The organism is Neorickettsia sp. 179522 (assembly GCF_001593535.1).
Lineage (GTDB): Bacteria > Pseudomonadota > Alphaproteobacteria > Rickettsiales > Anaplasmataceae > Neorickettsia > Neorickettsia findlayensis.
Map to the genome: position 1 here is coordinate 567,999 of NZ_LNGI01000001.1, position 23,041 is coordinate 591,039.

A 23,041-nucleotide genomic window follows, 5' to 3' on the forward strand; every position below is an offset into this window, starting at 1 on the left:
CAAATGAAGAAGATAAAACTCGAACCTCTTCTGAAATTCAGGAGAAAGCTCCTCATAAAGTTGTAGCCCCTACAATTGAACCCGAGAAAAAATCACTCAACGATAAAATAGAGCCATCGGGTGCGAAATCACTTTCACAGAAGAACTCCATTCCGGCCGATGAAGAACATGTCAAAACCGGAAAAACAAACAAAATTTCCTCTTTAAAAGAAAGCTCACTTGTGGAAAAGTTTGCCTCCTACAAACTCAGAAAAAAATCCAAACCCCGGACTCTTCCTATCAAGACAAACACAATACCCCCGTTAGACCTACTTAAGGAATATAACTCTGAGCCTCAACAACCGGAAGACACGCAAAAAGAGGGTGAGAATCTGAGAAAAGTATTAGAAGACTTCAAAATAGAGTGCAAAGTCGTCGAGATCACAGTTGGACCTGTAGTAACACTATACGAACTACAGCCAGCAGCTGGAATAAAATCGTCCTCAATCATTGCTCTTTCAGCAGATGTTGCAAGGACAATGAGCGCTATTTCAGCAAGAATCTCCATCATACCAGGACGGAACGTAATTGGAATAGAGCTTCCAAATAAGCACAGAGAGGTTGTACTCTTGCGAGAAATTTTAGAATCACATGAGTATCAAGCACATAATAAAGTCCTCCCCATAGCACTTGGTAAAAGTATCAATGGTGAACCGGTAGTTGTTGACCTCGCAAGAATGCCACATCTTTTGGTTGCTGGCACGACGGGATCCGGGAAGTCCGTGGCAATAAACGCAATGATCCTCTCATTGATATACAAGCTTGAGCCTGACAAATGTAAACTCATAATGATAGACCCTAAAATGCTCGAGCTGTCTATCTACAACGATATTCCCCATTTGCTTTCGCCTGTCGTAACAAATCCCAAAAAGGCTGTAGTCGCACTAAAGTGGGTAGTCAAGGAAATGGAAGAACGCTACCGACTGATGACAAAACTCTCTGTGAGAAATATTGAGGGCTACAACAAAAAAGCTGAGGAATTTATAAAGGAAGGCAAGCTTTTTGAGTATGAAGAAACAATTGGGATAGACCCTACAACAAAAGAGAAGCTCACTCGTACACGAAGTATAGAACTCGAGAAGTTACCCTTCATCGTAGTTATAGTTGATGAGATGGCAGATTTGATGCTTGTTGCAGGAAAGGAAATTGAAACATCCATACAAAGACTAGCACAAATGGCTAGAGCTTCGGGAATTCACATAATAATGGCAACACAGCGCCCATCGGTGGACATCATTACTGGTGTGATTAAGGCAAACTTTCCAACTAGAATCAGTTTCGCAGTTACGTCAAAAATTGACAGTAGGACTATCCTTGGTGAACAGGGGGCAGAACAACTTCTTGGGCGCGGTGATATGCTGTATATGGCCTCTGGTCAAGTACCTGTGAGAATACACGGGCCGTATGTAAGCGATGCCGAAGTAGAAAAGATCGCAGAATATTTGAAAAAATCCGGCAGTCCACAGTATAACGAAAATATCATGCTTGAAGAAGAATCAGATGAAGATACGGCAATCAATGTTGCCGGTGGCGATGATTTCAATTCTCTATACACACAAGCAATAGAAATAGTAAGGAAAGATAATAAGGTCTCAATTAGTTATATCCAAAGACGACTCTCAATTGGATATAACAAGGCTGCAAAACTTGTTGAAAAGATGGAAGAGGAAGGCATTGTTAGCCCGCCAAATAATGCGGGCAAGAGAACTCTCCTTTAGCAAATTTAGGACCGCCCACAAGAACAAACTTAGCTCTATTTAGAGACAATTACGGCAGTCATAACAGTCCGTTTGTTCTGTTAGAAATTGATATTGCTTTCAATTCTAATAAATTAATAATACAATCATTTATTTACTTATTTATAAAGTATTTAATATAGATGCACAATCCATTTGAACAAGGCAGTCCACAGCCAACCGGTGAAGAGCAAGGTGCTTTAGGAGGTCAACAGCAAGACGATCCGCAGTCAAGTGGTGAAGAGCAAGGTGCCGCAGGAGGCCAACAGCAAGACGATCCGCAGTCAAGTGATGAAGAGCAAGGTGCTGTAGGAGGTCAACAGCAGGACGATCCACAATCAAGTGATGAAGAGCAAGGTGCCGCAGGAGGCCAACAGCAAGACAGTCCACAGCCAAGTGATGAAGAGCAAGGTGCTGTAGGAGGCCAACAGCGGAACCCGGAGGATGACGCCGGAGGTGCAGCAAGTGCGTATGTACAAAGACTCGTCCGTGCTCAGATGCTGTTAAACAGGCTTGTTGTCTGGGGAGCTGGACTCCATATAGCTGTTTTAGCTGCTGCGCTTGTTCTTTTGAGACATCCTAGCATACGAAGAGCGGTCCGACGACGTCTAGAGAACACAAGACAAGGTGGTGGCTTTGTTCGTGAAGTAGAAGACGATGAGCCGCAAGAACCACTAACAAGCAGGAGATCTGTTTCATTGTTGGCACTGGATCTCTTCTCACTACTGATGCTCACACATCAGATTGGTATGATGATGGTATCACGTGTGATAATGGGCGCAGTGGGTCCTCTCAGAACACAAGGAGCAGATCCTCAGCCTGATGGAAGCGAGGAAGATGAAGAAAATGAGCAAGGTCCTGAAGGAGGCGCACAGCAGGACGATCTGCTGTCAAGTGATGAAGAGCAAGGTGCTGTAGGAGGTCAACAGCAGGACGATTCACAATCAAGTGATGAAGAGCAAGGTGCTGCAGGAGGTCAACAGCAGGACGATCCGCAGTCAAGTGATGAAGAGCAAGGTGCTGCAGGAGGTCAACAGCAGGACGATCCACAATCAAGTGATGAAGAGCAAGGTGCTGTAGGAGGACGTTCTCCTACTGCCACTCACGCCGCTGCCCTGCGGTTATTCAACCATGGCTCTGTCCTAGTAGAAACATGCAGTATTCTCGCCCATGGAGGTGGACCATGGTTCGCATTCTTAGTTGCTGCATGGGCCTATCTCAGACACCCTCTTTCACGACGTGCTGTTTCCCGATCTCTAGTGGCCACAGGGAATGTTGGCACAGTCGAGCTTGAGAGAGCGGAAAGAACACGAGGACCACAGCCCGAGGGCAGTGCAGTAACATTGCTTTGTGATGGCCTGCGAGTTGTGTTTTGCATGCTACTCGTGTTCTATTTGGCACTTGGACTATGGCTTGGAACTGGTACGATAAGCCCTTTTGCAGAGCGAGGAAGAGATAACAACAGTGATGGGCCTCCTCAAGGAGCCCTTGAAGACCCTGACGTAAGTGGAGACGAAAGAGAGAGGGAATTTGATTAAGTTTTAAGTGATGTATGTAGTGATAAGGTGAAAAATTATTAAATATGTTAGGTTCAGGTGAGAATGGGTCTCGTCAAAACGGTAGTGACTTAGGCAATAATCAAGACACGCAAGATGCGGGAGGAGGAGCACAGCAGCACGATCCGCAGTCAAGTGGTGAAGAGCAAGGTGCTGTAGGAGGCCCACAGCAGGACGATNAGAGTAAAGAGTGGTATGCAAGAAGGTGCTAGGGGAGAAACAAGAATATATCGCATTTATGGGAACCCGAAGAAGACTTAGGCGTCTAAGAGTAAAGAGTGGTATGCAAGAAGGTGCTAGGGGAGAAACAAGAATATATCGCATTTATGGGAGCCCGAAGAAGACTTAGGCATCTGAGAGTAAAGAGTGGTATGCAAGAAGGTGCTAGGGGAGAAACAAGAATATATCGCATTTATGGGAACCCGAAGAAGACTTAGGCGTCTAAGAGTAAAGAGTGGTATGCAAGAAGGTGCTAGGGGAGAAACAAGAATATATCGCATTTATGGGAACCCGAAGAAGACTTAGGCGTCTAAGAGTAAAGAGTGGTATGCAAGAAGGTGCTAGGGGAGAAACAAGAATATATCGCATTTATGGGAGCCCGAAGAAGACCTAGGCGTCTAAGAGTAAAGAGTGGTATGCAAGAAGGTAAGAGGAAAGGACACATCTCAAACGGATGCTGTAGAACAACAAGGTTGCCCGTAAGAGACCGAGCTTAACTACATTCTCATGCTTCTTTTATCGCGTTTTGTCTAAATTACTCACTTCGAGTATCACTTATTCATCTAGCGCGCCACTCTAGAATACGGCAAGAAAAGTGTAAAGAAGACGTAAAAAAAGTCCTCTACCAACAAGTAAGGCTCTGTACGTTAGGGCAGTTCTTATATGCTCTACTGGAATTTGCAACAGTAGTAGATTGCTTTGGAAGTGTAGGTCAAAGATTAAGAAGATTTTTACAAAACGGAGAAGCAAAGACAGAACAAGCTGAATAAAATAGCCAACAAGAAGGGAAACTTTCAGGTGAACTTGGTAATCTAGAAGCAGAAAGACATGGTAGAAATGGACAACAAAGCAACCATAATCCTGCACAAGGAACACCTGAAAACGAAGATCTTGCGTATGTAAATCAAAATCCAGCGCGGGTACGTGCAGGTATTTTACATTCACCTGACCCATTTATCACTGTTCTTGCTGCACTACTTGCACCTTGTACATGCTTTTTATTGCATAACATCCTCTCCCTCCTCATCAGCAGGACCACACATACTACAGATTCAAGAGAACCAAACCAAAAACAGAGAACTGATTCCACTGAAAATGGGAAAATTGGTTTACATCTTTTGCTAGTCCCATCCTCTCTCATGCCTTGCCTTTTATGAACATGGTGGATTCTAGGATTGGAAATTGATATACGAGAGGTCAAGCAATAACCACAGGGAAATATTAACGATCCCGAATCAGAGGAAAGAGAGCAAAGGCATGATACAGGAGCACCCTAATACTTCAAAAAAGCATTAGCCAACTAGCAGCATGGGTATCCTAAAGACGCTCTATCACTCAGCAGTATGAGTGTGACCTTAAGGTGCTGAAATCATGATTGACTGAGGGATATTTCCGGTGACACTTAATAAAATAGTAAAACAGTATAAGTGTGACCTTAAGGTGCTGAAATCATGATTGACTGAGGGATATTTCCGATGGCACTTAATAAAATAGTAAAAAAATTAATTTACTTTTAATAGATTAAACCTTATAATAGGATTCGTACACAGACAGTTCATGTTATGCCTAAACCAAAACCAAAATATCCAAAGTTACTAGAGTTCGTGCCTCCACAATATCGTGGTATTTTTGAAAGTTCAAGCGACTCAGATGAAGGCAAAAATCAAGCAAAAGGTGGCTCAGACGTCACGGAAGGCAAAAGTGGTACGCACGGAGAGAACGGTGCTGCTAAGCAGCAAGGCCTGGGCGATCCAAGTCTAGTATTCCTGCAAAAACTTAGAAGAGCGGTGAGCCCTCAGAGTCCTTTCGGACCTTTTCCTCAAAGCAGAGAGCCCATTGGTCCATCTGATGGTGGCACACCAGGGACGCAATTAGAAGGAGAAATAAAGTGTACGGATCACTGTGAAAATCGTGGTAGAGACACATCACAATCCCAATAATTAACACACTACATCCGACTGTCCTTAGCGTGATTGATGGGAAATGTGGGGATCACATGACGCACCTAACATATCAAGCCTATTGATATATACTTACTGGTGCCTAGTTGCAGCGCACTTTTTTACTTCTCCAGAAATACTTTTCTTAGCATCATACGAAAAAGACGCACCGAGTTTTGTTTGCCAAACGAGATCCAGTCACAAGTGCATTTCCTCATTTCTGTGAAAATATGGTTCTTGACGCTACATAATGAGGAAGTAGATGTATACTCAATAACGCCCAATTGGAGATTAACCTGCCCGCTCCTACAAAAATATAGCACTCAGAACAATGCAAAGGGTAAAAGCGTGTACAAATTTATTAGAAAGACGTCGGAATATATTCAGAGACACCTTGAGTAGTATAGTCCAAGCCCCCCAAGCATCCTGAAACCCATTTTTCTGTATAAGCTCTCTGAAATTGGATTGATACAGTGAGCAATTGCTGCATCGCAACCTAGTTCCTTCACCAAGGCGAGCCGCTGTAGAACCAATTGCATTCCTATACCACACTGCCTATACTCCTGGAGCACACCATCAGCATAAAAACACGCCACGCGTTCATCAAGATAGAAACCACACACACCCACGATTTTGCTATCCACGTAAACAAGAAAGAATCGAAGTCTATCCGGATCAGCTTCTCCTATACCTCGAAATGATGGGACTAATACCCCGGGCCTATGCCAGAAGATTCTCGACGATAACTCATCAAATAACTGTACTTCTTCTAGGGTGGAGATTTGCTTAAATTTTATAGAAACATTAATCTTACTAGAATGTATTGTATATCTTGAAAGATCTAGGAAAGCTTTTTTTGGGTTACTTGTGCGCTTGATATTATACTTGCCAAGGTACATTTTTAGAACACTCATACTTGGCTCGACGGCCCAGGACATGTCCCAGCCCCTCTCATTAAGATGTTCCAGGATCGTTACAAACTCAGACTCGGTTACTGCATTTGAGCAGAACACATAGTTGAATAAAGAATCCTTGACACCATTATAAACGATAAGATGATCCCCTACTGCAATAGTCTCCCATTTGGACACCTCCGCTAGATAGCAAACATACTGCCGAAGGTTACGGGAATGTAGCAAACCACTCATAATTCACGGAATCCAGATCTTTGCAGCATTAATGATCAATACTCCGGCCTGAGCTCTGTCCCAAACTAGGTGTAGAATCAGGTGACAAAACCGGACCCTCACTCTGAGGAGTAGGTGGAGAAACACCCTCAAGCCTCAGCACACTAGCCACCTTTTGGGACTGCTGGGCTAACTCTGATCGTAACTCTCTAGCTTGACCCACCACATCTGGTAAACCAAATGCACTCAGGTCAGAGAGTTTTAGCATCCCTTCAAGAAAATTCCCGGACAAAAGACCCATTGCACCACTACACTGCTGCCCAACTTGATCTAAATTACCAGTCTGTGCAGAAACAACACTCGTGTTAACGCCTTTTACTGGTTCAGCAAGGTTTACAACACCTCCACCACCACCTTCTTTAGCCATTTTGGATTGAAGCATTGCCTGCTGCACTGAACCCATGCCACCGCCATCTGAGCCTTCCATAATCCTTAACTAAATTTTCAAAAACGCCTGTGTAAATTTTATCATAGTGACGATAAAAAATCTCCTAAACACGCCTTTTTTTTTTGCGCTGAACACCTTTGAGGAATACACTCTAGAGCATATACACATGGAGGAACAAACCGAAATTATCCTCCATCACCGGGTTGTACGTGTAAAAGTAAGCCACTACTTCTCACTGTATATATGGAGGAACAAACCGAAATTATTCTCCATCACCGGGTTGTATGTGTAAAAGTAAGCCACTACTTCTCACTGAGTATAGATGAGAAAGATAAGAAAATTTTGAGCAACCGATCTACCTCCAACGGCGGCTAATACAACTATGCACAATACACTATCTTGTGTTCAAAGGGTCCTGAAACAGGAGGAATATGCACACTATTTTGTCTCACCCAAGCCTTATGATGCAAATTTTGCATTTGATAGACCACTCAAAAGAAGCACCACGCTATTTTTGCTCCATCTGGGACTTACAATACAAGTAATTTAATTTTTCTGTTAGGGAATTCTGTTTTAGTCTTTGAGAGAGAAAGTGAAAGTCCGTAATCTCCATATTCTGATCTTGGTTGACACAACTATATACGTACTCTTCTTTCCCATTGATGTATCTCCTCTGTATACACTGAGCACATATACCTTGCATCATACATTGCATCGGCGAGTTAATCGATGCAATCGCCTTTAAGGTGGGTTTGAGAATGTGTCTATACTTAGCAATAAACCTTTGTACAGCAGACATCAATGAATCCGAACCTATGGTAATAACACGGTCAAGTGCTTCAGCTTTTATAGGAAGCAATATTTCTTCTCTGACGTACTTTTCAAGAGCGATTATCATGTTACCCATAAGAGAAACATCGCAAGACCTATTAGAAGGAAATTTCCCTTCATCGCAAACCCAGACAACACAATCTGAAAAAGTCTCTATCATGTCCACTTTGAAACGATCACTCAACTTTTTGTAACCAGAAAAATAAAGTACATTACAACCATTTTTTTTCATTGCTTCAGCTACAGAGAATAACACTGCATTACCAAGTCCCCCTCCAATGAGAAGAACATTTTCATTTGCAGGAATCTCAGTAGGTGTACCTAGTGGACCAGTTAGAACAACGCTTTCGCCCACTTTAAGGAACTTACACAAATACGAAGATGCACCTACCTCTATCACAATGAGCGAGATAACACCGTTGGTCTTGTCAACATAGGATCCAGTCAAAGCTATAGCTTCTATCTCAAAAGGGTAATTAAAGTTCTGCAGTTTGTAGAACTGTCCGGGCATGAAATTCTTAGCAGCAAGTGGTGCACAAATACGGAGCTCATAAATATTATTTGAGAGAGTTACTACTTCCAGCACCTCTGCCTTGAGCAGGTGCTCCATCATCCTTAGAAATCTTCTATTATCAATCTCGGGAGAGTAATCATCGACAACGTGCCTATCAACAGTAGACTCTTTTGCAGAGATTTCACGGTAGTTATCGCTCTCACCACAATTCAAGGTGTAATTATTTTCCTGGACCTTACACTCACCTTGATTATCACCCCTTGATGCTCTCTGAAAACCACATGGACTAAGATCTGATATGCTAGTACTGATATCATTAGATATATGCAGAGCATGAGATCCTAGCATAGAACCTACGGATCCATAACAAGATGGATCTCCCGTTTTTGATTCACTAGAAACCTCACCATTACTACACTTATTGCTGGATTCATAGTAAGCAGATAGAGTTTCACACATTTCTAAAGGAGGATTTTTCAACAGCTTCTCTGTTATGAGATGATACTTATCTTTTGCACTAGCCATCGCACCAACAACGCTCCCAGCATAATTCTGATCTAGATCACCAAAAAAAGTGATATTACCTTCTAGGCCGCTGTACCACAGGGGAAACGCGTCCTTCAGAGCTGTACTGGGCTTAGTCCCTGCTGCTACAATAATGCTCCTTGCCCTTATTACAATTCTCTTACCCCTTTGAAGACATACTACCTCTTTTGCGGACGCATATTGATCTAGAAGAATTTCTAATGGTTCAACTTCTTCGATGAACTCCACTCCCTCACATAACGCATTATTCAGTTCTTCGTAATTTATACGATATGCTGGACTATCCTCTATTCGCTTACGATAAACTATCTTCACACCGCCAAGCGATTTAAGAAATTGTGTCTTATTTTGGGTTTTTCTGAGCTCTCTAGCATGTGAGACAAATTCATATGCTATTAGCTTTTCCTCTTCGTTCCAATTTTTTTCTACTTCTGGAACACCGTATATACTGACTAAGTAGTCATATCTTTGTAAAAATTTCTCGACCTGAACCTTGTAGTAAACAAGAGCTTCTGTTGCGGAATCCACAGCAGTAAGTCCCCCACCTATGACAACTACAGGCATACGCATTTGCAGGCAGGCAACCGAATCCTTTTTAAATGCTCCACTGAGTTGTAGCGTCATTAAAAAATCTGAGGCAAACCGTACACCTCTAGCGAGAATATTAGTGATATTAGGAATATTTGGACTACCACTACCAACACATAGAGCAACATGCCCAAACCCTAATTTGTTACAATCCTCAATAGTAAGGTTGGAGCCAAATCTTACACCACCAAAAACATGAAAGTTCTCTCTTCTCTCAAGAAGTAATCTTATCAGCTTGAGATAATTCTTATTCCATCTAACCGTAATACCGTATTCTATAACTCCGCCAAACCCTTGAACAACTCTCTCGTCAAGATTCTCGTAGAGCTCATGAATATCCTTGATCAGCACAAAATCCTTCTTACTTCTGACTGAACACCCATCTGTAAGGGAAAAACTCTCTGCTGAACACGAATCCTTCCCTGCTGCATTAGGATCCTCTGTGCCGTCCAATATTGTGGTCCCGGATGAAGCATGCCCAGAACACCTACCTGAGCAGGAACTTTTGTATTCCCAAGCCAATCTTCCTGTATACTTTGATGGTAAAGACTCTATTTTAACACCATCTACTAAAACCACTGTGTGTCCCTCATTGAGGAGATAATGTGCTAGAGTGAAACCAGCTGGACCAGAACCAGAAATAAGCACCTTTTTACCCGAGAGTTTCTGGGGAAGCTGCTTTTTAGGACGTAAAGGATTCCACCTTGTGAGAAGGCTATAGATTTCAAAGCCAAACGGTAACTCCAGAACAGCATCCAGAATTGCAGTTTCTATTCCCGGAATATTAACTGGTTCCTGCTTCTGATAAATACATGAACGCATACAATCGTTACAAATTCTGTATCCCGTTGCAGCACACATAGGATTATCGAGTGTTACAACAGCTAACGCGGCAACAATTCTACCCTCCGAATACAACTTGTTCATCTCGGAAATCCTCTGCCCCAAAGGACATCCCTTTTGTGTTATTCCCAATGCTGATTTTCTATACCCTACCCCTTGTGAGGAAAACCCGGTTCTGCAGGTATCCTTTTTGCGAACATGACATATCAAGCAATAACAAGCTTGATCCACGCTGGAAATCTCATCTAATCCAGGATCAGCTAATTGGAAATCATTACGTGATTGATACCCACTCTTTTCTAGAATAACCAATCCATCCCTTTCAACGCGCTCGAATTGTATAAGTGATTCAAAATCAAGCTTTTTGGGCAAATGAAATAAACCACCACAATATTCCTTGGGAAAACAGTGTGATAAAGCTGAACCAACATGACGCTGGTAGGTTTCCTCTGGAGCATGGAAAGTGCTATCCGCATTGTCTGCAGCTTCAACCATATACAGTGCATACTGAGCAGCAAGATCCAACTCTACTGAATATTTTTCTCGCTCCTTGAGCCATTCAAGGACTTTTTCTGCATACAAGACTTCATCAAACTTGGGTAGGTTCAGAACGGTTTTTAGTTTTTGTTTTACTGTAGGGAAAGGTATTGTTTTTGTATATTCTCTTAAAGCGATCCTCTCAATAAAACTCCGCTTGCAGAGATGTATTGCGTTCGCTCTTCTTATGGAATTAGCTTTTTCCTCAAATACCTCTTCTATGCAGAAGAGTTTCACTAAGAAAGCTTCTACAGCAGATGCAAGTGAAACTATATCTCTCGCCGGCTCCTTGAGTGAACGTAAAAAATTTGCATGTAGCACTCCCAATTTTTCGACATCATACAGTTCATCAACCTTTGGAAAACTGCGCCCAACAGACATTACAGTTAAAAGAAAAAACCCGCGCTAGTCACAAAACGCCTTTACATTTTTTCACTATAGCACTCCTCAAAACTCTAACACAGCGCTTACTGTTTGAGGCAAGAGAACAACGATCACGTAGGAAAATCTACACATCTTTACCAACCAGGTCGCTAAAGAAAAACCCCGGGCAGACACCTGCGAAAAGCGCACACAAACAAAATGCTCACTTGTTCGAATGAGCAAGAAAACAGATGAATATTGTATTCACTATTCTGACTGGATTGTCGCCATAATTGTCGCCTCTACACAGAGCTCATCAGCTATATAAGCTCCAGCTTCGAACTTCCAGAAACTCATTGATTTCTTTAACAAGGTTGCACTTAGGAGAATCTGAGTGTCGGGCAAAACAGGCTTTTTGAACTTCGCTTTTTCAATAGAAGCAAAAAAGAATGGTTTCTTATGGTACTTCTCTTCAACACTCATCATGGCGTACACACCAGCGGCCTGCGCAAGCGCCTCAATGAGCAAGACGCCCGGAGTAATCGGAAAACCAGGAAAGTGCCCTTGAAAAAACCAGGCATCAGAACCAGGCTTCCAGCGGCAAACTATGGACTGAGCTTCCCTATCAATCTTCACTACTTCATCCAAGAATAAAAAAGGATCCCTATGAGGAATCCTCTTTTTTATCTCTTCACGAGATAACAAAACGTCCCTAGCATCCATCAAAACTTACTTTTTGTTACTTTTAGATGATTTCTTTTTCGATTCACCTGGCTTAGAGGAACTACCGTTGGAATCAGATTTTATTTCAGAGGACATAGAATTAGACTCAATACGGCTTTCACCAGCATTCAGTCTCGCGACAAGCTCACCCGTGATGTCAACAACTGTAGGGGAATGGTACAACACCTGATTTGCATTCAGGACCAAGTCAAATTTCTCTTTAACAGCATAGTCATCGACAAATGACTTTACCTTCTTTCCTATCTCCTCCACACGCGACATATAGTCATTCTCGATTTGGGAAGCACTCTTTGCAGCATCCTTTTCAGCCGAAGAGACCTCAGTTGAAAGAGCCTTTGCCTTTTCATCGAACGCCTCTTTTGAAAGAACATCTCTTTGCTTTTCAAGTTCTTTATACTTTTCCTCTATCGCAGCCCTAGTAGAAATAAACTTCTCCCGTACAATGGACTGCCTTGCCTTTATGTCTTCCATAAGTGCGGACGCTTCTGAAGAATTTTCGAAGATGACATTTACATCGGCCAACGCGACCTTTAAATCAGCAACCGCCAAGTTACCAGACAGCATAAAAGCTGCAAACAAAAGAGGGAGCTTACGCATCACACAAGGGATATCCAAAAACAGGTGGAAGTATACACGATAATGCCATTCAAAACCACTCATGGTAAAAACTTCACCTGAGAAAGCCGAGGATTCTCCAGCGTAAAAAAAGCAGCTCATCCGATGGCAAGACAAGCCCACTTATACACAGAAAATTAGAGATATTTTCAGATATATAAAAACTATACCATCAACATTCCACCATTCACGTGGAAAGTCTGCCCCGTAATATAGCTTGCCATATCACTAAGGAGAAAAGCGACAATGCCACACAGCTCCTCCGGTAATCCGACCCGCTTCATCGGAATAGTAGGAAGCACTTGAGCAATTTGTTCTTCTGTGAGCTTATCTGTCATGTTAGTCTTTATAAAGCCAGGTGCAATGCAATTCACGAGTACGCCCTTAGAGGCAAATTCACGAGCAAAACTCTTTGACATACCTATGATCCCAGCTTTTGCTGCGCAGTAATTTGCTTGACCTGGGTTCCCCATTACCGCGACAACCGACGAAATATTCACTATTCTCCCATATTTTTGACGCATCATTAGCGCTGCAGCACCTTTATTAAGGATAAAGCTCGCTGTCAGATTAACATCAATTACTTCCTGCCATGAGTCCAGCCCCATACGCAGAGATAATTTATCGTTTGTCATTCCAGCATTACAAACTAACCCATCTAGGCCACCCAGTTTTTCTTTACAACTCTCTATGAGCAGGTGGACATTCCCCAAATCCGAAAGGTCCTGCGGGACAACATGCGCACTGCCATCAATATTTCCATTCAGGGCATGCAATTTTGCCTCTTTAGTACCTGAGATAACAAGTCTGGCCCCCAAAGCATGAAGAGACTTAACTAATGCTTCTCCTATACCTCCAGAGGCTCCAGTAACCAGTATACGCTTATCCCGGAGACCAAAATCCATATCAAGACTGCTAAAATAGAATCAGGAGGCAGTTTAGCACCATGCGTAAGCAAAAAACAAGAACAAATCAGGAATTGTATACAACCAAAAGCTTCCAAACTTTCACACTAGTAAACCACCGGAAAAGCAAAATAGCTTTTTTGGATGAGTTCTGGTCACATAAACTTACTATCCACAGTTACGTCAGACCACCAAATTCATTTTCAGTGTTTTGGACTATTGGATGTCTAAAATGCATGTCTTGCACTTTGCCTATTGAAGCTTTGCTCATTCGAAGATCACACAGAGGAGATAGCATTGAAGGACCGTTTCACTCGACACCAAATAAAAATTAGGTTGCAATTCTGAGCACCGGGAAGTCCTAATAAGACACCGCGGTTCTTTCATTAGAAGAAACAATCACTAACGACCGCACATAAAACGTGTGATAAAAACTTTATTCAGGGTCACAATTCGAAAAAGAGGCAGCTTCTTTTCTCGCTGCTCTATCAACAATCTCGTTATAATGATCACCGTTATGAGCCTTAACCCACAACCATCGTATAGTATGTTCGGCCGCAACTGCATGTAGCCTGACCCACATTTCCTTGTTTTTCACAGCTCCCCCTGCGGAGTTACGCCACTCATTTTTCATCCAACTCTTTATCCAAACAGTGATACCTCTGTATACATAAGTACTATCCGTGTACACAGTGACTTTTTTTCCTTTTTGATCGAAGGACTCCAGAGCTTTTATTACAGCGAGCAACTCCATCCTGTTATTTGTGCTATCCGCTTCTCTCCCAGAAATTATCTTTTCGCCAACACCTCTCTGAATTATCACGGCAGCCCAACCACCGGGACCCGGATTACCTAAACATGCACCATCGGTGTATATCACGCATTCTTCCATACTGAAAACCTTCGATCGTCAATATCTTATCAATTTGAAATGAACAATGATATCGAATTATTTCTTCTCCCGCACATAACTTGCTAACCACCTATAACACAACAAGTACACAGCTTTTGCAGCACTGACAAATATCGTTTGACATGAACCATACCCTCCGGTGTCTAAACACATGTACAGCCCATTCCGACTAGATTATTTATCCGACTCAACGGGATAGTAGCTATACACTATCTACCTCTGTACTGTCTAAATGATATGTCGCCTCATTTGAGTTGAACTATTTATCTGATTCAACTACAGTACCAACACTGACCACTTCTGCATTGGCTTAACATATTTCGTCTTATTTGGGTGAAATCATCCATATGAACTCACCTGAACAGCACAAATACAAAAAGCAGACATTCAAGCACCTTTCATTGCGACAAGTACCAGCACCTCAAACGTGGCTCTGATCCCATCAGGACAAAGTCTTTTATATTCCGTTATGATTCTTCTGAGAGTGCTCCTGGTAGTCATACCATAATTGATCCCTAAAATTGCGCTACTTTGCGCAGTAGCATGTATATCAGTGAAAAGCTTATCTACGCTCGAGTATTCAACGACTACTTTTTCACTCGTCACAACAGGAAGTGCAAATCCAATTCTTTGTATGAGCTTTCCTGCGTCCTTAATATGAATAAAAGGAGAGACTCTAGGTACAAAGCCATCACCACTGTCTGCATTGAAGATAGCTTGCTTTAGTTCTAGCAATGTTTCAGGACCAAAAAGACTGACAAGACATATACCACCAGCTTTCAAGGATTTGTATATAGCTGAAAAAGCATTCACTAAATCATTCACATGGTGCATAAACATACCACTTATGACGAGATCGAAATTATTTTCCCCGAGTTCAAAGTTGTCATCTTCGACGACAATCTTCTTACCAAAAATGCCTTCTAGCATTTCGTGACATACATCCAGGTGGACGATATTCTCAAAGGAAAGACCTTCAAACTCTTTTAAACTTATAAGAAGCTCCCCCCTGTGGGCACCAAAATTGAGGACGTCACTGAAGCTACCATTTATCTTCTCAAGCAGGAGTGCATATATCTCCAGCAAAAGGTAATAATGGGATGCATCCACCCTAGCAAAGCGCTTCCTACGCGCAATTATGGCTCTTGTATTAAAGAGACGCTTCAACTTTACCTGAATTCTACACTTAGGATTTTATAGATTTTTCTACCGCTCGGGAGATCTATTTCCACGATTTCACCGACTTCCTTATTCATTACTGCCTTTCCTATTGGCGAAGACACAGATATTTTTCCTTCCTTTATATCAGACTCGAGGTTACCTACGATCTTGTAGATTAGCACATTCTCACTCTCCATATTTTCTAGCGTCACGGAAGCACCAAACTTTACCCTTTTGCCGGTAAGCTGGGAAACATCTATCACTTCTGCCTCCGAAAGATATAACTGCAATTCCCTTATTTTTCCTTCAACAAAACTTTGCTCCTTTCGGGCCTCGTGGTATTCAGCATTTTCAGAAAGATCCCCTAACTCCCTTGCCTGAGCGACTGCGGCTATAACTGACGGCTTCACCACTTTGACAAGGTTGTCTAATTCTTCCTGAAGTTTACAATACCCCTCCTTAGTGATAGGTAACCTTCGCATCCTGTGCCCTCCAAAAGACAAATGTTATGCCAACAAAACAAAAGTAAGCGCCGTGATTCTACATCAAAATCCCATAAGAGTACACAAACCATAATTTCACCATGGACTAAAATTGTTTGATAAAGGGGACAGAACACAGTTTTTTTTCTCAGTGATTTTGCACCTTATTAATGCAAGTCTGTGCAGCAGGAAACTAACCAAAAAGGAGTTTCGGCGTAAAACAAAAATAGCAAAAGATTTTCAGCACAAAATTTTTATAATACCATTCAGACTTGTATCACTTTTTTGTGAAAATGTCTGAGAAAGAGTTTGATGTAGTTGTCATAGGTGGTGGTCCTGCTGGGTATGTATGTAGCCTAAAAGCAGCACAACTCGGTATGAAGGTTGCGTGTATAGAAAAACGCCCTTCTCTGGGCGGAACCTGTTTAAACGAAGGATGTATTCCTTCTAAGGCTCTACTTCACTCATCCTACGCTTACTATTCTGCTAAAAAGCACTTCGATGTTCTCGGGGTAGAATGCTCTGATGTAAGGTTGAACCTAAAAAAAATGATGGGTAATAAATCCAGAATAGTAATGGAATTATCCCAAGGCATCGAGTTTTTATTCAAGAAAAATAAAGTTACCCGGTTTACTGGAACGGGCCGCATATCAGTTAAAGGTGACATGGAAAAAAAATCCGTCATTATCGATCAAACTGAGACCGTCCACGCAAAGTACATTGTTATTGCAACAGGGTCTGAAGCAGCTGAGCTTCCATTTGTGAAATGTGATGAGGAAAATATCTTATCATCACGTGGAGCATTACAACTAGACTCTGTACCCGAAAGCATGATTATCGTTGGAGGTGGAGCGATAGGGCTGGAAATGGCTTCCATCTGGTCAAGACTTGGCACTGAGGTCACTCTCATAGAATACGCGGATAGGGTTGCGGCAGCTTCAGATGGGGAAGTCAGCGATTATCTTCTGAAATCACTGATAAAACAAGGTATCAAGTTCCATCTTTCCAGTAAGATTACGGAGGTGAAAAAAGAAAAGTTCATTTCCGCGACCTTTGAGAAAGATGCAAAAAGGGAAAGCATATCAGCAGAAAAAATTCTGGTCGCAATTGGCAGGCGGCCACACTCAACCGATATTGGTATTGAGCTAGAGAAGAACCCCTCTGGTTTCATAAAGGTGGATAAGAATTTTCAAACTAGCATTCCTGGAATATACGCCATAGGGGACGTGATTCCTGGTGTAATGCTAGCCCACAAAGCCGAGGAAGAAGGGGTAGCTGTTGCAGAAATCTTAGCAGGTAGAACTGGGCATGTTGGATGGATTCCATCTGTAATATATACTCATCCAGAAGTTGCAAGTGTAGGAAAAACCGAAGAAGAATTGAAAGCCATAGGTATAAAATACAAAGCCTCTAAATTTCCGTTTGCAGCGAATAGTAGGGCCAAAACCACTAACGACACAGAAGGTTTTGTAAAGATACTCGTTGATGAACACGATACTATACTCGGTGTCCACATAATTGGACCATCTGCCTCTTCACTTATAGCAGAAGCCGTGCTGGCAATGGAATATGGCGCTTCAGCAGAGGATATCGCAAGAACCTGCCATTCTCATCCAGATCTAAACGAAGCAATGAAAGAAGCTGCCCTAGGAGCATTTTTTAAACCACTACACTCCTAAGTAGCTCTACTCCAGAGTTGGGTTGATATGGAGTTCTACACTCCGCTCGCCCGCTGTATGGTTATTTGTTGCACGTCGCAGCACACTCTCTCCGTTTTCTCTATCATCGTAGAAAGTGTGTCGGCCGTAGAACGTTGCCTTTCAAGCAGGTCATCCAGAACTGCATTCAGTTTAAGAGCATACACTGATGATTCTCTACGGTCTACAACCGAAGATAAAGAAGAAAGTGATGCTAAAACGAAGAAAAAAACCATCAGAGTAGCATAGCCTGAGACTGCAAGTCCTCCCTCTTTATAAAGAAAGGTAATAACTGTAACACCAACACCGCTGGCCATCTGAGCTATTATCTCAGCAACGAAAGTAGGATTAATGCGGTTTTTTTGCTTTTCAAATTGGGTATACCCTTCTCTTGAAGAAGACGAGAGCATACAGCTTTTTTCATAGGCAATTTTGATATGATGACACGTGCTACTTCTACTGTAACTCACATAGAGTACAGAAGAAGAAATAAATATCTGCAGCAAAATGCTCGTCGCCAGGAGTATGTACGTAACTTTTTTCTGTCCCCGCAGCATGCTTAGAGCCATGGCTGCGCCCCTGAATGCTGCTATCAATAAAATCTCTAGAAACACTCCATAATGCTTACCGCGTACATTCTCCTTGCCTTCTGCACACTTCATCTTAGACGTTCTTTTTTTTCCTCATATTGGGATCTAATATTTTTTTACGCAATCTCAGAGATAACGGTGTCACTTCAACAAGCTCATCATCGTTAATATAGGCCATCATCTCCTCCAAGGTCATTATCAGAGGCGGACTAAGTCTAACCGCCTCATCACTACCAGCAGCACGAATATTGGTGAGCTGCTTACCCTTGAGGACATTCACATCAAGGTCATTACCTCTGCTATGCTCACCCACTATCATCCCACAATAAACTGGATCCTGTGGCTTCACGAACATTACACCCCTATCCTGTAGATTGAAAAGTGCATAAGCAACAGCTTCCCCTTGTCCATTCGACACCAAGACACCATTAGACCTACTCTCTATTTTCCCAGAATAAGGTGCATATCCATAGAATACTTTGTTTAGTATACCACTTCCTCTAGTATCTGAGGAGAACCTCCCGTGGTATCCAATTAATGAGCGTGCAGGAATATGATACACCAGTCTTACTCTTCCTCCTGGATAATTTTCCATCGATTGCATGATTCCTTTCTTTGTGTTCAGGGTTTCCATTACTATCCCTGCATATTCTTCATCCATATCGATTGTAAGCTCTTCGATCGGCTCCATTTTTTGACCATTTTCGTCAATTCTTATCACTACCTTTGGCCGTGAAACAGATAATTCAAAACCCTCCTTTCTCATATTCTCGATCAGAACGCCAAGCTGTAGTTCCCCGCGTCCCATAACTTCAAACTGTCCTTCCCCTTTTTCTTCCATTTTTATTGAAACGTTTGTTTTTACTTCTTGTAGAAGACGCGCCAAAATCATACGAGAAGTCAATTTATTTCCCTCTTTACCAGTAAAAGGAGAAGTATTGACAGAAATGTTTATGGAGATAGTGGCAGGATCAATTGGCATAGCACTGATTGCCGTATTCACGGATGGATCACATACAGTATCAGTTACTGATGTATCAGCCAAACCAGCAATGGCAATTATTTCACCTGCTTGTGCATTCTCAACAACCTTCTTCACCATGCCGTCAAAAATTTGCAATTTGGTTATGCGAGAATTCTCTAGCAATTCCCCGTTTAAATTTATCGCCTTTACGGACGCATTCACTGACACAGAGCCTTGTTCTATCTTGCCAATTAAAATTCTTCCAAGGAAATTGTCATTCTCAAGCATTGTAACAAGCATTGCAAAAGGTGCCTCACTGTCATATTTTCGGACAGGTGTATACTCTATTATCGTCTCCAATAGTGGTACGAGGCTTTCTCGCTGATCGTTAAGGTTGCGAACACACCAACCATCTCTACCAGATGCATAAAGAACCGGAAAATTTAGTTGCTCATCATTCGCCTCTAGAGCAAGAAAAAGATCGGATATTTCATTGATGACCTCTTCAATTCTCCTATCTGGACGATCAACTTTGTTTATTATCACTATAGGCCTCAATCCCACCTTAAGCGCCTTCGAGAGAACAAACTTTGTTTGCGGCATAACACCCTCTGCACTATCAACAAGTAGCATAACAGAGTCTACCATTGACAGGATGCGCTCCACTTCGCCTCCAAAATCTGAGTGCCCTGGTGTATCTATAAGGTTGATTTTCACATTCCCGTAAGACACAGAAGCAACCTTTGAGAACATTGTAATACCACGTTTCTGTTCTAACGGATTTCTGTCCATACCGACCTCGTCCAAAACATTGGCCTGCCTAAGCAAATTATTAGTCAAGGTTGTTTTTCCGTGATCCACGTGAGCAATTACGGCTATGTTTAGAGTGTTGTTATTCATATAAACCCAGGGCTACTCGTGGGATTATAACATAAATAAAATAATATTGAGGACATGAGGTTCCATATAAAGATGCCATTTTTACAAAAAATGACATGAGCGAATACAGTAACCCAGAAACACAGCAAATCTCGAAAACCACACACAATTCGTCACCGCAAAGAATAAAATAATTGAAAAAGAAATAAGGTCTTCTCAAAATTGAAGCAGCTGCACCAGGTGAGGAACAGACAGCATGAGTGCTAACATGTAAAGGGTGACTAACTATTTGTATGTAGTACAATTCACACTCTAACACTAGGGAAAGGTACTCAATGTCTGAAACCTTAATGATAATAGACGCATATAACTTCCTCTTTAGCGCGTACTTTGCTCTGCCAAACCTCACACACAACGAACTGCCAGTGGGAGCGGTATATGGTTTCTTAAATATATTGCTAAAGCACCTTCGAAACAAACCAGAATATCTAGTCGTTGCACTGGATAATGGCAAATCGACATTTAGAGAAAGTATATACGGCAACTACAAAGCAAACAGACCTCCAGTTCCCGGAAACCTGACCCCACAATTCGCTCTTCTTAGGGAGTGCGTAGATGTTTTAAATCTTAATCCACTCGAAATTGAAGGGTTTGAGGCTGATGATATCATAGCAACTCTGGTAAGAAAGTTTTCTAAAAGTGACATAAAAATAAAGATACTTTCGACCGACAAGGATCTTATGCAACTTGTTAGTGAGAATGTACATATCGTAAATCCAATAAAAAACAGGATTATAGGAATTAACGAGGTTAAGGAAAAATTTGGTGTCTTTCCAACACAAATGACAGATTTTCTCTCCCTTGTTGGTGACGCATCTGACAATATTCCAGGAGTGCCTGGGATTGGCGTAAAAACAGCTGCAAAACTTCTTAATACGTTTGGCGCGATAGACAACTTTAGACTTAATGAAGTCTCACCAGCGAGAATTAGAGAAAGTCTTCTCAGACACCAGGATCAACTTACTCTATCAAAAAAATTGGTCTCGCTTGCAGACAATATAAACATTCAGTGTTCTCTCGATTGTATACGCTATCAGCAACAAGATGATACAAAACTATTAACCTTTCTACAAAAATACGGCTTTAAAAACCTTATTCCAAAGCTAGTCAAGAGTACTCCTAAACAGTCACTGCATATCACAAAATCGACAAATAAAATCAACGATTTTATTCTTAGTGCCAAATATGGGGGCCAGATGTCCATTTATAAAAATGCTGAGGAAACTATTTTTAGTACACAAGAGAGCTCGATCATAAGTGATCTAAACACACTCAAAGATTTGCTTACAGATCACTCAATAAAAAAAATTTTTCATAGTGACAACATACCCCATCCCGACCCTGCAAATGAGTCTTTTGAGGATTTAAAAGTAATTGCTTATCCTCTGAATACTTTGAACACAGATCTTGAGTACTTATTTTCACATTACCTCGGAGAAACTTCCACGGAAGCGTTTCATAAAAGGCTAAATGAACTTTATGCAAAACTACGCAATGCAATGTTCACAGAAAAGGTACTGACTCTCTACTATAAGGTGGACAAACCTCTGATTAATGTCATAAAACACATAGAAAAGAATGGTATATCCGTGGATGTAGAACAACTACACTCACTATCCACGCAAATATCAAGTGAACTAGAGGAAATAGAAAATAAGATCTTTGATACTGCTGGAAAGACTTTTTCTCTGCAATCACCAAAACAACTTGGAAAGGTATTATTCGAAGAAATGCAAATACCCATTCAGAAAAAGTTGAAAACTGGCTTACCCAGCACAGACAACGAAGTGTTAACTAAACTAAGCGTTCAGGGCTATGGAATTGCAGACGATCTTCTATCGTGGAGACATTATATTAAACTGAAAACTGCATATATAGATCCACTTCTTCTGAAGGTAAATCCCAGTGAAAAAACACATCGTATCTCCACTACTTACTCCACAACACTTACACTTACAGGCAGGTTGAGCTCGTCGAATCCAAATCTTCAAAACATACCAAGAGAAAAAAGTATACGAAAAATTTTTACAGCAAAAGAAGGACATCATTTTCTATGTGCGGATTACTCTCAAATCGAACTAAGAGTTCTTGCGCACATCGCAAACGTAGAGCGTTTGCAATGCGCTCTAGCAAGTGGCTCGGATCTACACACACTTACAGCAAGTCAAATTTTTAAAACGGATAAAATTACGCCAGATTTGCGCAACAAAGCCAAGGCGGTAAATTTCGGCATAGTCTACGGAATAACAAACTTCGGATTATCAAAACAGCTCGCGATCTCAAAAGAGGAAGCAGCCTCATACATACAGAAATATTTCTATGAATATCCAGAAATCAAAAGCTATATGAATCGCATAAAGAATCAAGCAAAAAAGGATACTTACGTCAAAACAATAATGAACCGTAAATGTCCAATTCAAAATATAAATAGTGATAATCATTTGATCTCACTAGTGGCAGAGAGATCTGCCATAAATGCTCCTATACAGGGCACGGCCGCGGACATCATACGCGCAGCTATGGTTCGAGTAGCACAAGAAAAAGAACTACTCTCACACGTGGTAATGCAAGTACATGATGAGCTTGTATTCGAGCTCGAAACAACTGCAGTCCAGCAATTGGCAAAAAAAATAAAACGAATAATGGAAGAATTCCACGAAATACCACTCTTGATAGAGCTGAAACACGGACCGAACCTTGGAGAACTCGAGGAATTAAAACTTTAGCAAAACACCCGAGCCCCA

The 23,041-nt window shown here is 41.7% G+C and carries 16 protein-coding genes and 1 pseudogene; 5 read left to right on the forward strand and 12 right to left on the reverse strand.

The genetic code is table 11. The annotated features are described in order from the left end of the window. Window positions 1–296: 296 nt before the first annotated feature. Together AS219_RS04100 and AS219_RS02650 are read left to right on the forward strand one after the other, a co-directional pair. Window positions 297–1,757: pseudogene (locus AS219_RS04100) on the forward strand (DNA translocase FtsK); the annotation flags it as partial. A gap of 161 nt (window positions 1,758–1,918) precedes the next feature. Next, window positions 1,919–3,313 (forward strand): hypothetical protein, encoded by a 1,395-nt coding sequence (locus AS219_RS02650; protein WP_067979741.1) that lies wholly within the window; start codon window positions 1,919–1,921, stop codon window positions 3,311–3,313. Window positions 3,314–4,126: 813 nt separating this feature from the next. Here AS219_RS02650 and AS219_RS02660 read toward each other — a convergent pair. Continuing rightward, window positions 4,127–4,504, reverse strand: coding sequence for a hypothetical protein (locus AS219_RS02660; RefSeq protein ID WP_156469321.1), 378 nt, complete (start codon window positions 4,502–4,504; stop codon window positions 4,127–4,129). Between the two features lie 608 nt (window positions 4,505–5,112). Between AS219_RS02660 and AS219_RS02670 the strand changes: the two genes are divergently transcribed. Beyond that, window positions 5,113–5,490 (forward strand): hypothetical protein, encoded by a 378-nt coding sequence (locus AS219_RS02670; protein WP_067979753.1) that lies wholly within the window; start codon window positions 5,113–5,115, stop codon window positions 5,488–5,490. A 383-nt stretch (window positions 5,491–5,873) separates the two neighbouring features. Here AS219_RS02670 and AS219_RS02675 read toward each other — a convergent pair whose 3' ends face one another. The 9 genes from AS219_RS02675 to greA form a co-directional block, all read right to left on the reverse strand. After that, on the reverse strand, window positions 5,874–6,581 hold the full coding sequence (locus tag AS219_RS02675; RefSeq protein WP_231861846.1) for a GNAT family N-acetyltransferase: 708 nt from the start codon (window positions 6,579–6,581) through the stop codon (window positions 5,874–5,876). An 85-nt stretch (window positions 6,582–6,666) separates the two neighbouring features. Next, window positions 6,667–7,104 carry a hypothetical protein gene (locus tag AS219_RS02680; protein WP_067979761.1) on the reverse strand — a complete coding sequence of 146 codons (438 nt, stop codon included), beginning with the start codon at window positions 7,102–7,104 and terminating at the stop codon, window positions 6,667–6,669. Window positions 7,105–7,573: 469 nt separating this feature from the next. Continuing rightward, complete coding sequence (locus AS219_RS02685; protein WP_067979765.1) at window positions 7,574–11,305, reverse strand: FAD-dependent oxidoreductase; 3,732 nt, start codon at window positions 11,303–11,305, stop codon at window positions 7,574–7,576. 249 nt (window positions 11,306–11,554) lie between these two features. After that, window positions 11,555–12,010 carry a 3-hydroxyacyl-ACP dehydratase FabZ gene (gene fabZ / locus AS219_RS02690; protein WP_067979768.1) on the reverse strand — a complete coding sequence of 152 codons (456 nt, stop codon included), beginning with the start codon at window positions 12,008–12,010 and terminating at the stop codon, window positions 11,555–11,557. Between the two features lie 6 nt (window positions 12,011–12,016). Further along, complete coding sequence (locus AS219_RS02695; protein ID WP_231861847.1) at window positions 12,017–12,748, reverse strand: OmpH family outer membrane protein; 732 nt, start codon at window positions 12,746–12,748, stop codon at window positions 12,017–12,019. A 62-nt stretch (window positions 12,749–12,810) separates the two neighbouring features. Continuing rightward, window positions 12,811–13,551 (reverse strand): 3-oxoacyl-ACP reductase FabG, encoded by a 741-nt coding sequence (gene fabG / locus AS219_RS02700; protein ID WP_067979771.1) that lies wholly within the window; start codon window positions 13,549–13,551, stop codon window positions 12,811–12,813. Between the two features lie 436 nt (window positions 13,552–13,987). Beyond that, on the reverse strand, window positions 13,988–14,443 hold the full coding sequence (gene rnhA / locus AS219_RS02705) for a ribonuclease HI (protein ID WP_067979776.1): 456 nt from the start codon (window positions 14,441–14,443) through the stop codon (window positions 13,988–13,990). A 408-nt stretch (window positions 14,444–14,851) separates the two neighbouring features. Further along, window positions 14,852–15,631: a class I SAM-dependent methyltransferase gene (locus tag AS219_RS02710; protein ID WP_067979778.1), complete on the reverse strand. Its 780-nt coding sequence runs from the start codon at window positions 15,629–15,631 to the stop codon at window positions 14,852–14,854. Between the two features lie 2 nt (window positions 15,632–15,633). Continuing rightward, entirely contained in the window at window positions 15,634–16,107 is a 474-nt protein-coding gene (greA, locus tag AS219_RS02715; RefSeq protein WP_067979780.1) for a transcription elongation factor GreA, read from the reverse strand. A gap of 293 nt (window positions 16,108–16,400) precedes the next feature. Between greA and lpdA the strand changes: the two genes are divergently transcribed. Further along, complete coding sequence (lpdA, locus tag AS219_RS02720) at window positions 16,401–17,786, forward strand: dihydrolipoyl dehydrogenase (protein WP_067979784.1); 1,386 nt, start codon at window positions 16,401–16,403, stop codon at window positions 17,784–17,786. A gap of 35 nt (window positions 17,787–17,821) precedes the next feature. Here the strand turns inward: lpdA and AS219_RS02725 are convergent, their stop codons facing one another. Next, window positions 17,822–18,466 (reverse strand): hypothetical protein, encoded by a 645-nt coding sequence (locus AS219_RS02725; protein ID WP_067979787.1) that lies wholly within the window; start codon window positions 18,464–18,466, stop codon window positions 17,822–17,824. Window position 18,467: 1 nt separating this feature from the next. Beyond that, entirely contained in the window at window positions 18,468–20,258 is a 1,791-nt protein-coding gene (gene typA / locus AS219_RS02730) for a translational GTPase TypA (protein ID WP_067979789.1), read from the reverse strand. Window positions 20,259–20,572: 314 nt separating this feature from the next. On the opposite strand from typA, the gene AS219_RS02740 reads away from it, so the two are divergent. Beyond that, entirely contained in the window at window positions 20,573–23,023 is a 2,451-nt protein-coding gene (locus tag AS219_RS02740) for a DNA polymerase (RefSeq protein ID WP_067979795.1), read from the forward strand. The last annotated feature ends 18 nt before the right edge of the window (window positions 23,024–23,041 follow it).

Coding starts and splice junctions, on each gene's coding strand:
- AS219_RS02650 (WP_067979741.1), top strand. CDS start 1,919: ATGCACAATCCATTTGAACAAGGCAGTCCACAGCCAACCGGTGAAGAG.
- AS219_RS02660 (WP_156469321.1), bottom strand. CDS start 4,504: ATGGGTCAGGTGAATGTAAAATACCTGCACGTACCCGCGCTGGATTTT.
- AS219_RS02670 (WP_067979753.1), top strand. CDS start 5,113: ATGCCTAAACCAAAACCAAAATATCCAAAGTTACTAGAGTTCGTGCCT.
- AS219_RS02680 (WP_067979761.1), bottom strand. CDS start 7,104: ATGGAAGGCTCAGATGGCGGTGGCATGGGTTCAGTGCAGCAGGCAATG.
- AS219_RS02685 (WP_067979765.1), bottom strand. CDS start 11,305: ATGTCTGTTGGGCGCAGTTTTCCAAAGGTTGATGAACTGTATGATGTC.
- fabZ (WP_067979768.1), bottom strand. CDS start 12,010: ATGGATGCTAGGGACGTTTTGTTATCTCGTGAAGAGATAAAAAAGAGG.
- AS219_RS02695 (WP_231861847.1), bottom strand. CDS start 12,748: ATGAGCTGCTTTTTTTACGCTGGAGAATCCTCGGCTTTCTCAGGTGAA.
- fabG (WP_067979771.1), bottom strand. CDS start 13,551: ATGGATTTTGGTCTCCGGGATAAGCGTATACTGGTTACTGGAGCCTCT.
- rnhA (WP_067979776.1), bottom strand. CDS start 14,443: ATGGAAGAATGCGTGATATACACCGATGGTGCATGTTTAGGTAATCCG.
- greA (WP_067979780.1), bottom strand. CDS start 16,107: ATGCGAAGGTTACCTATCACTAAGGAGGGGTATTGTAAACTTCAGGAA.
- lpdA (WP_067979784.1), top strand. CDS start 16,401: ATGTCTGAGAAAGAGTTTGATGTAGTTGTCATAGGTGGTGGTCCTGCT.
- AS219_RS02725 (WP_067979787.1), bottom strand. CDS start 18,466: ATGAAGTGTGCAGAAGGCAAGGAGAATGTACGCGGTAAGCATTATGGA.
- typA (WP_067979789.1), bottom strand. CDS start 20,258: ATGAATAACAACACTCTAAACATAGCCGTAATTGCTCACGTGGATCAC.
- AS219_RS02740 (WP_067979795.1), top strand. CDS start 20,573: ATGTCTGAAACCTTAATGATAATAGACGCATATAACTTCCTCTTTAGC.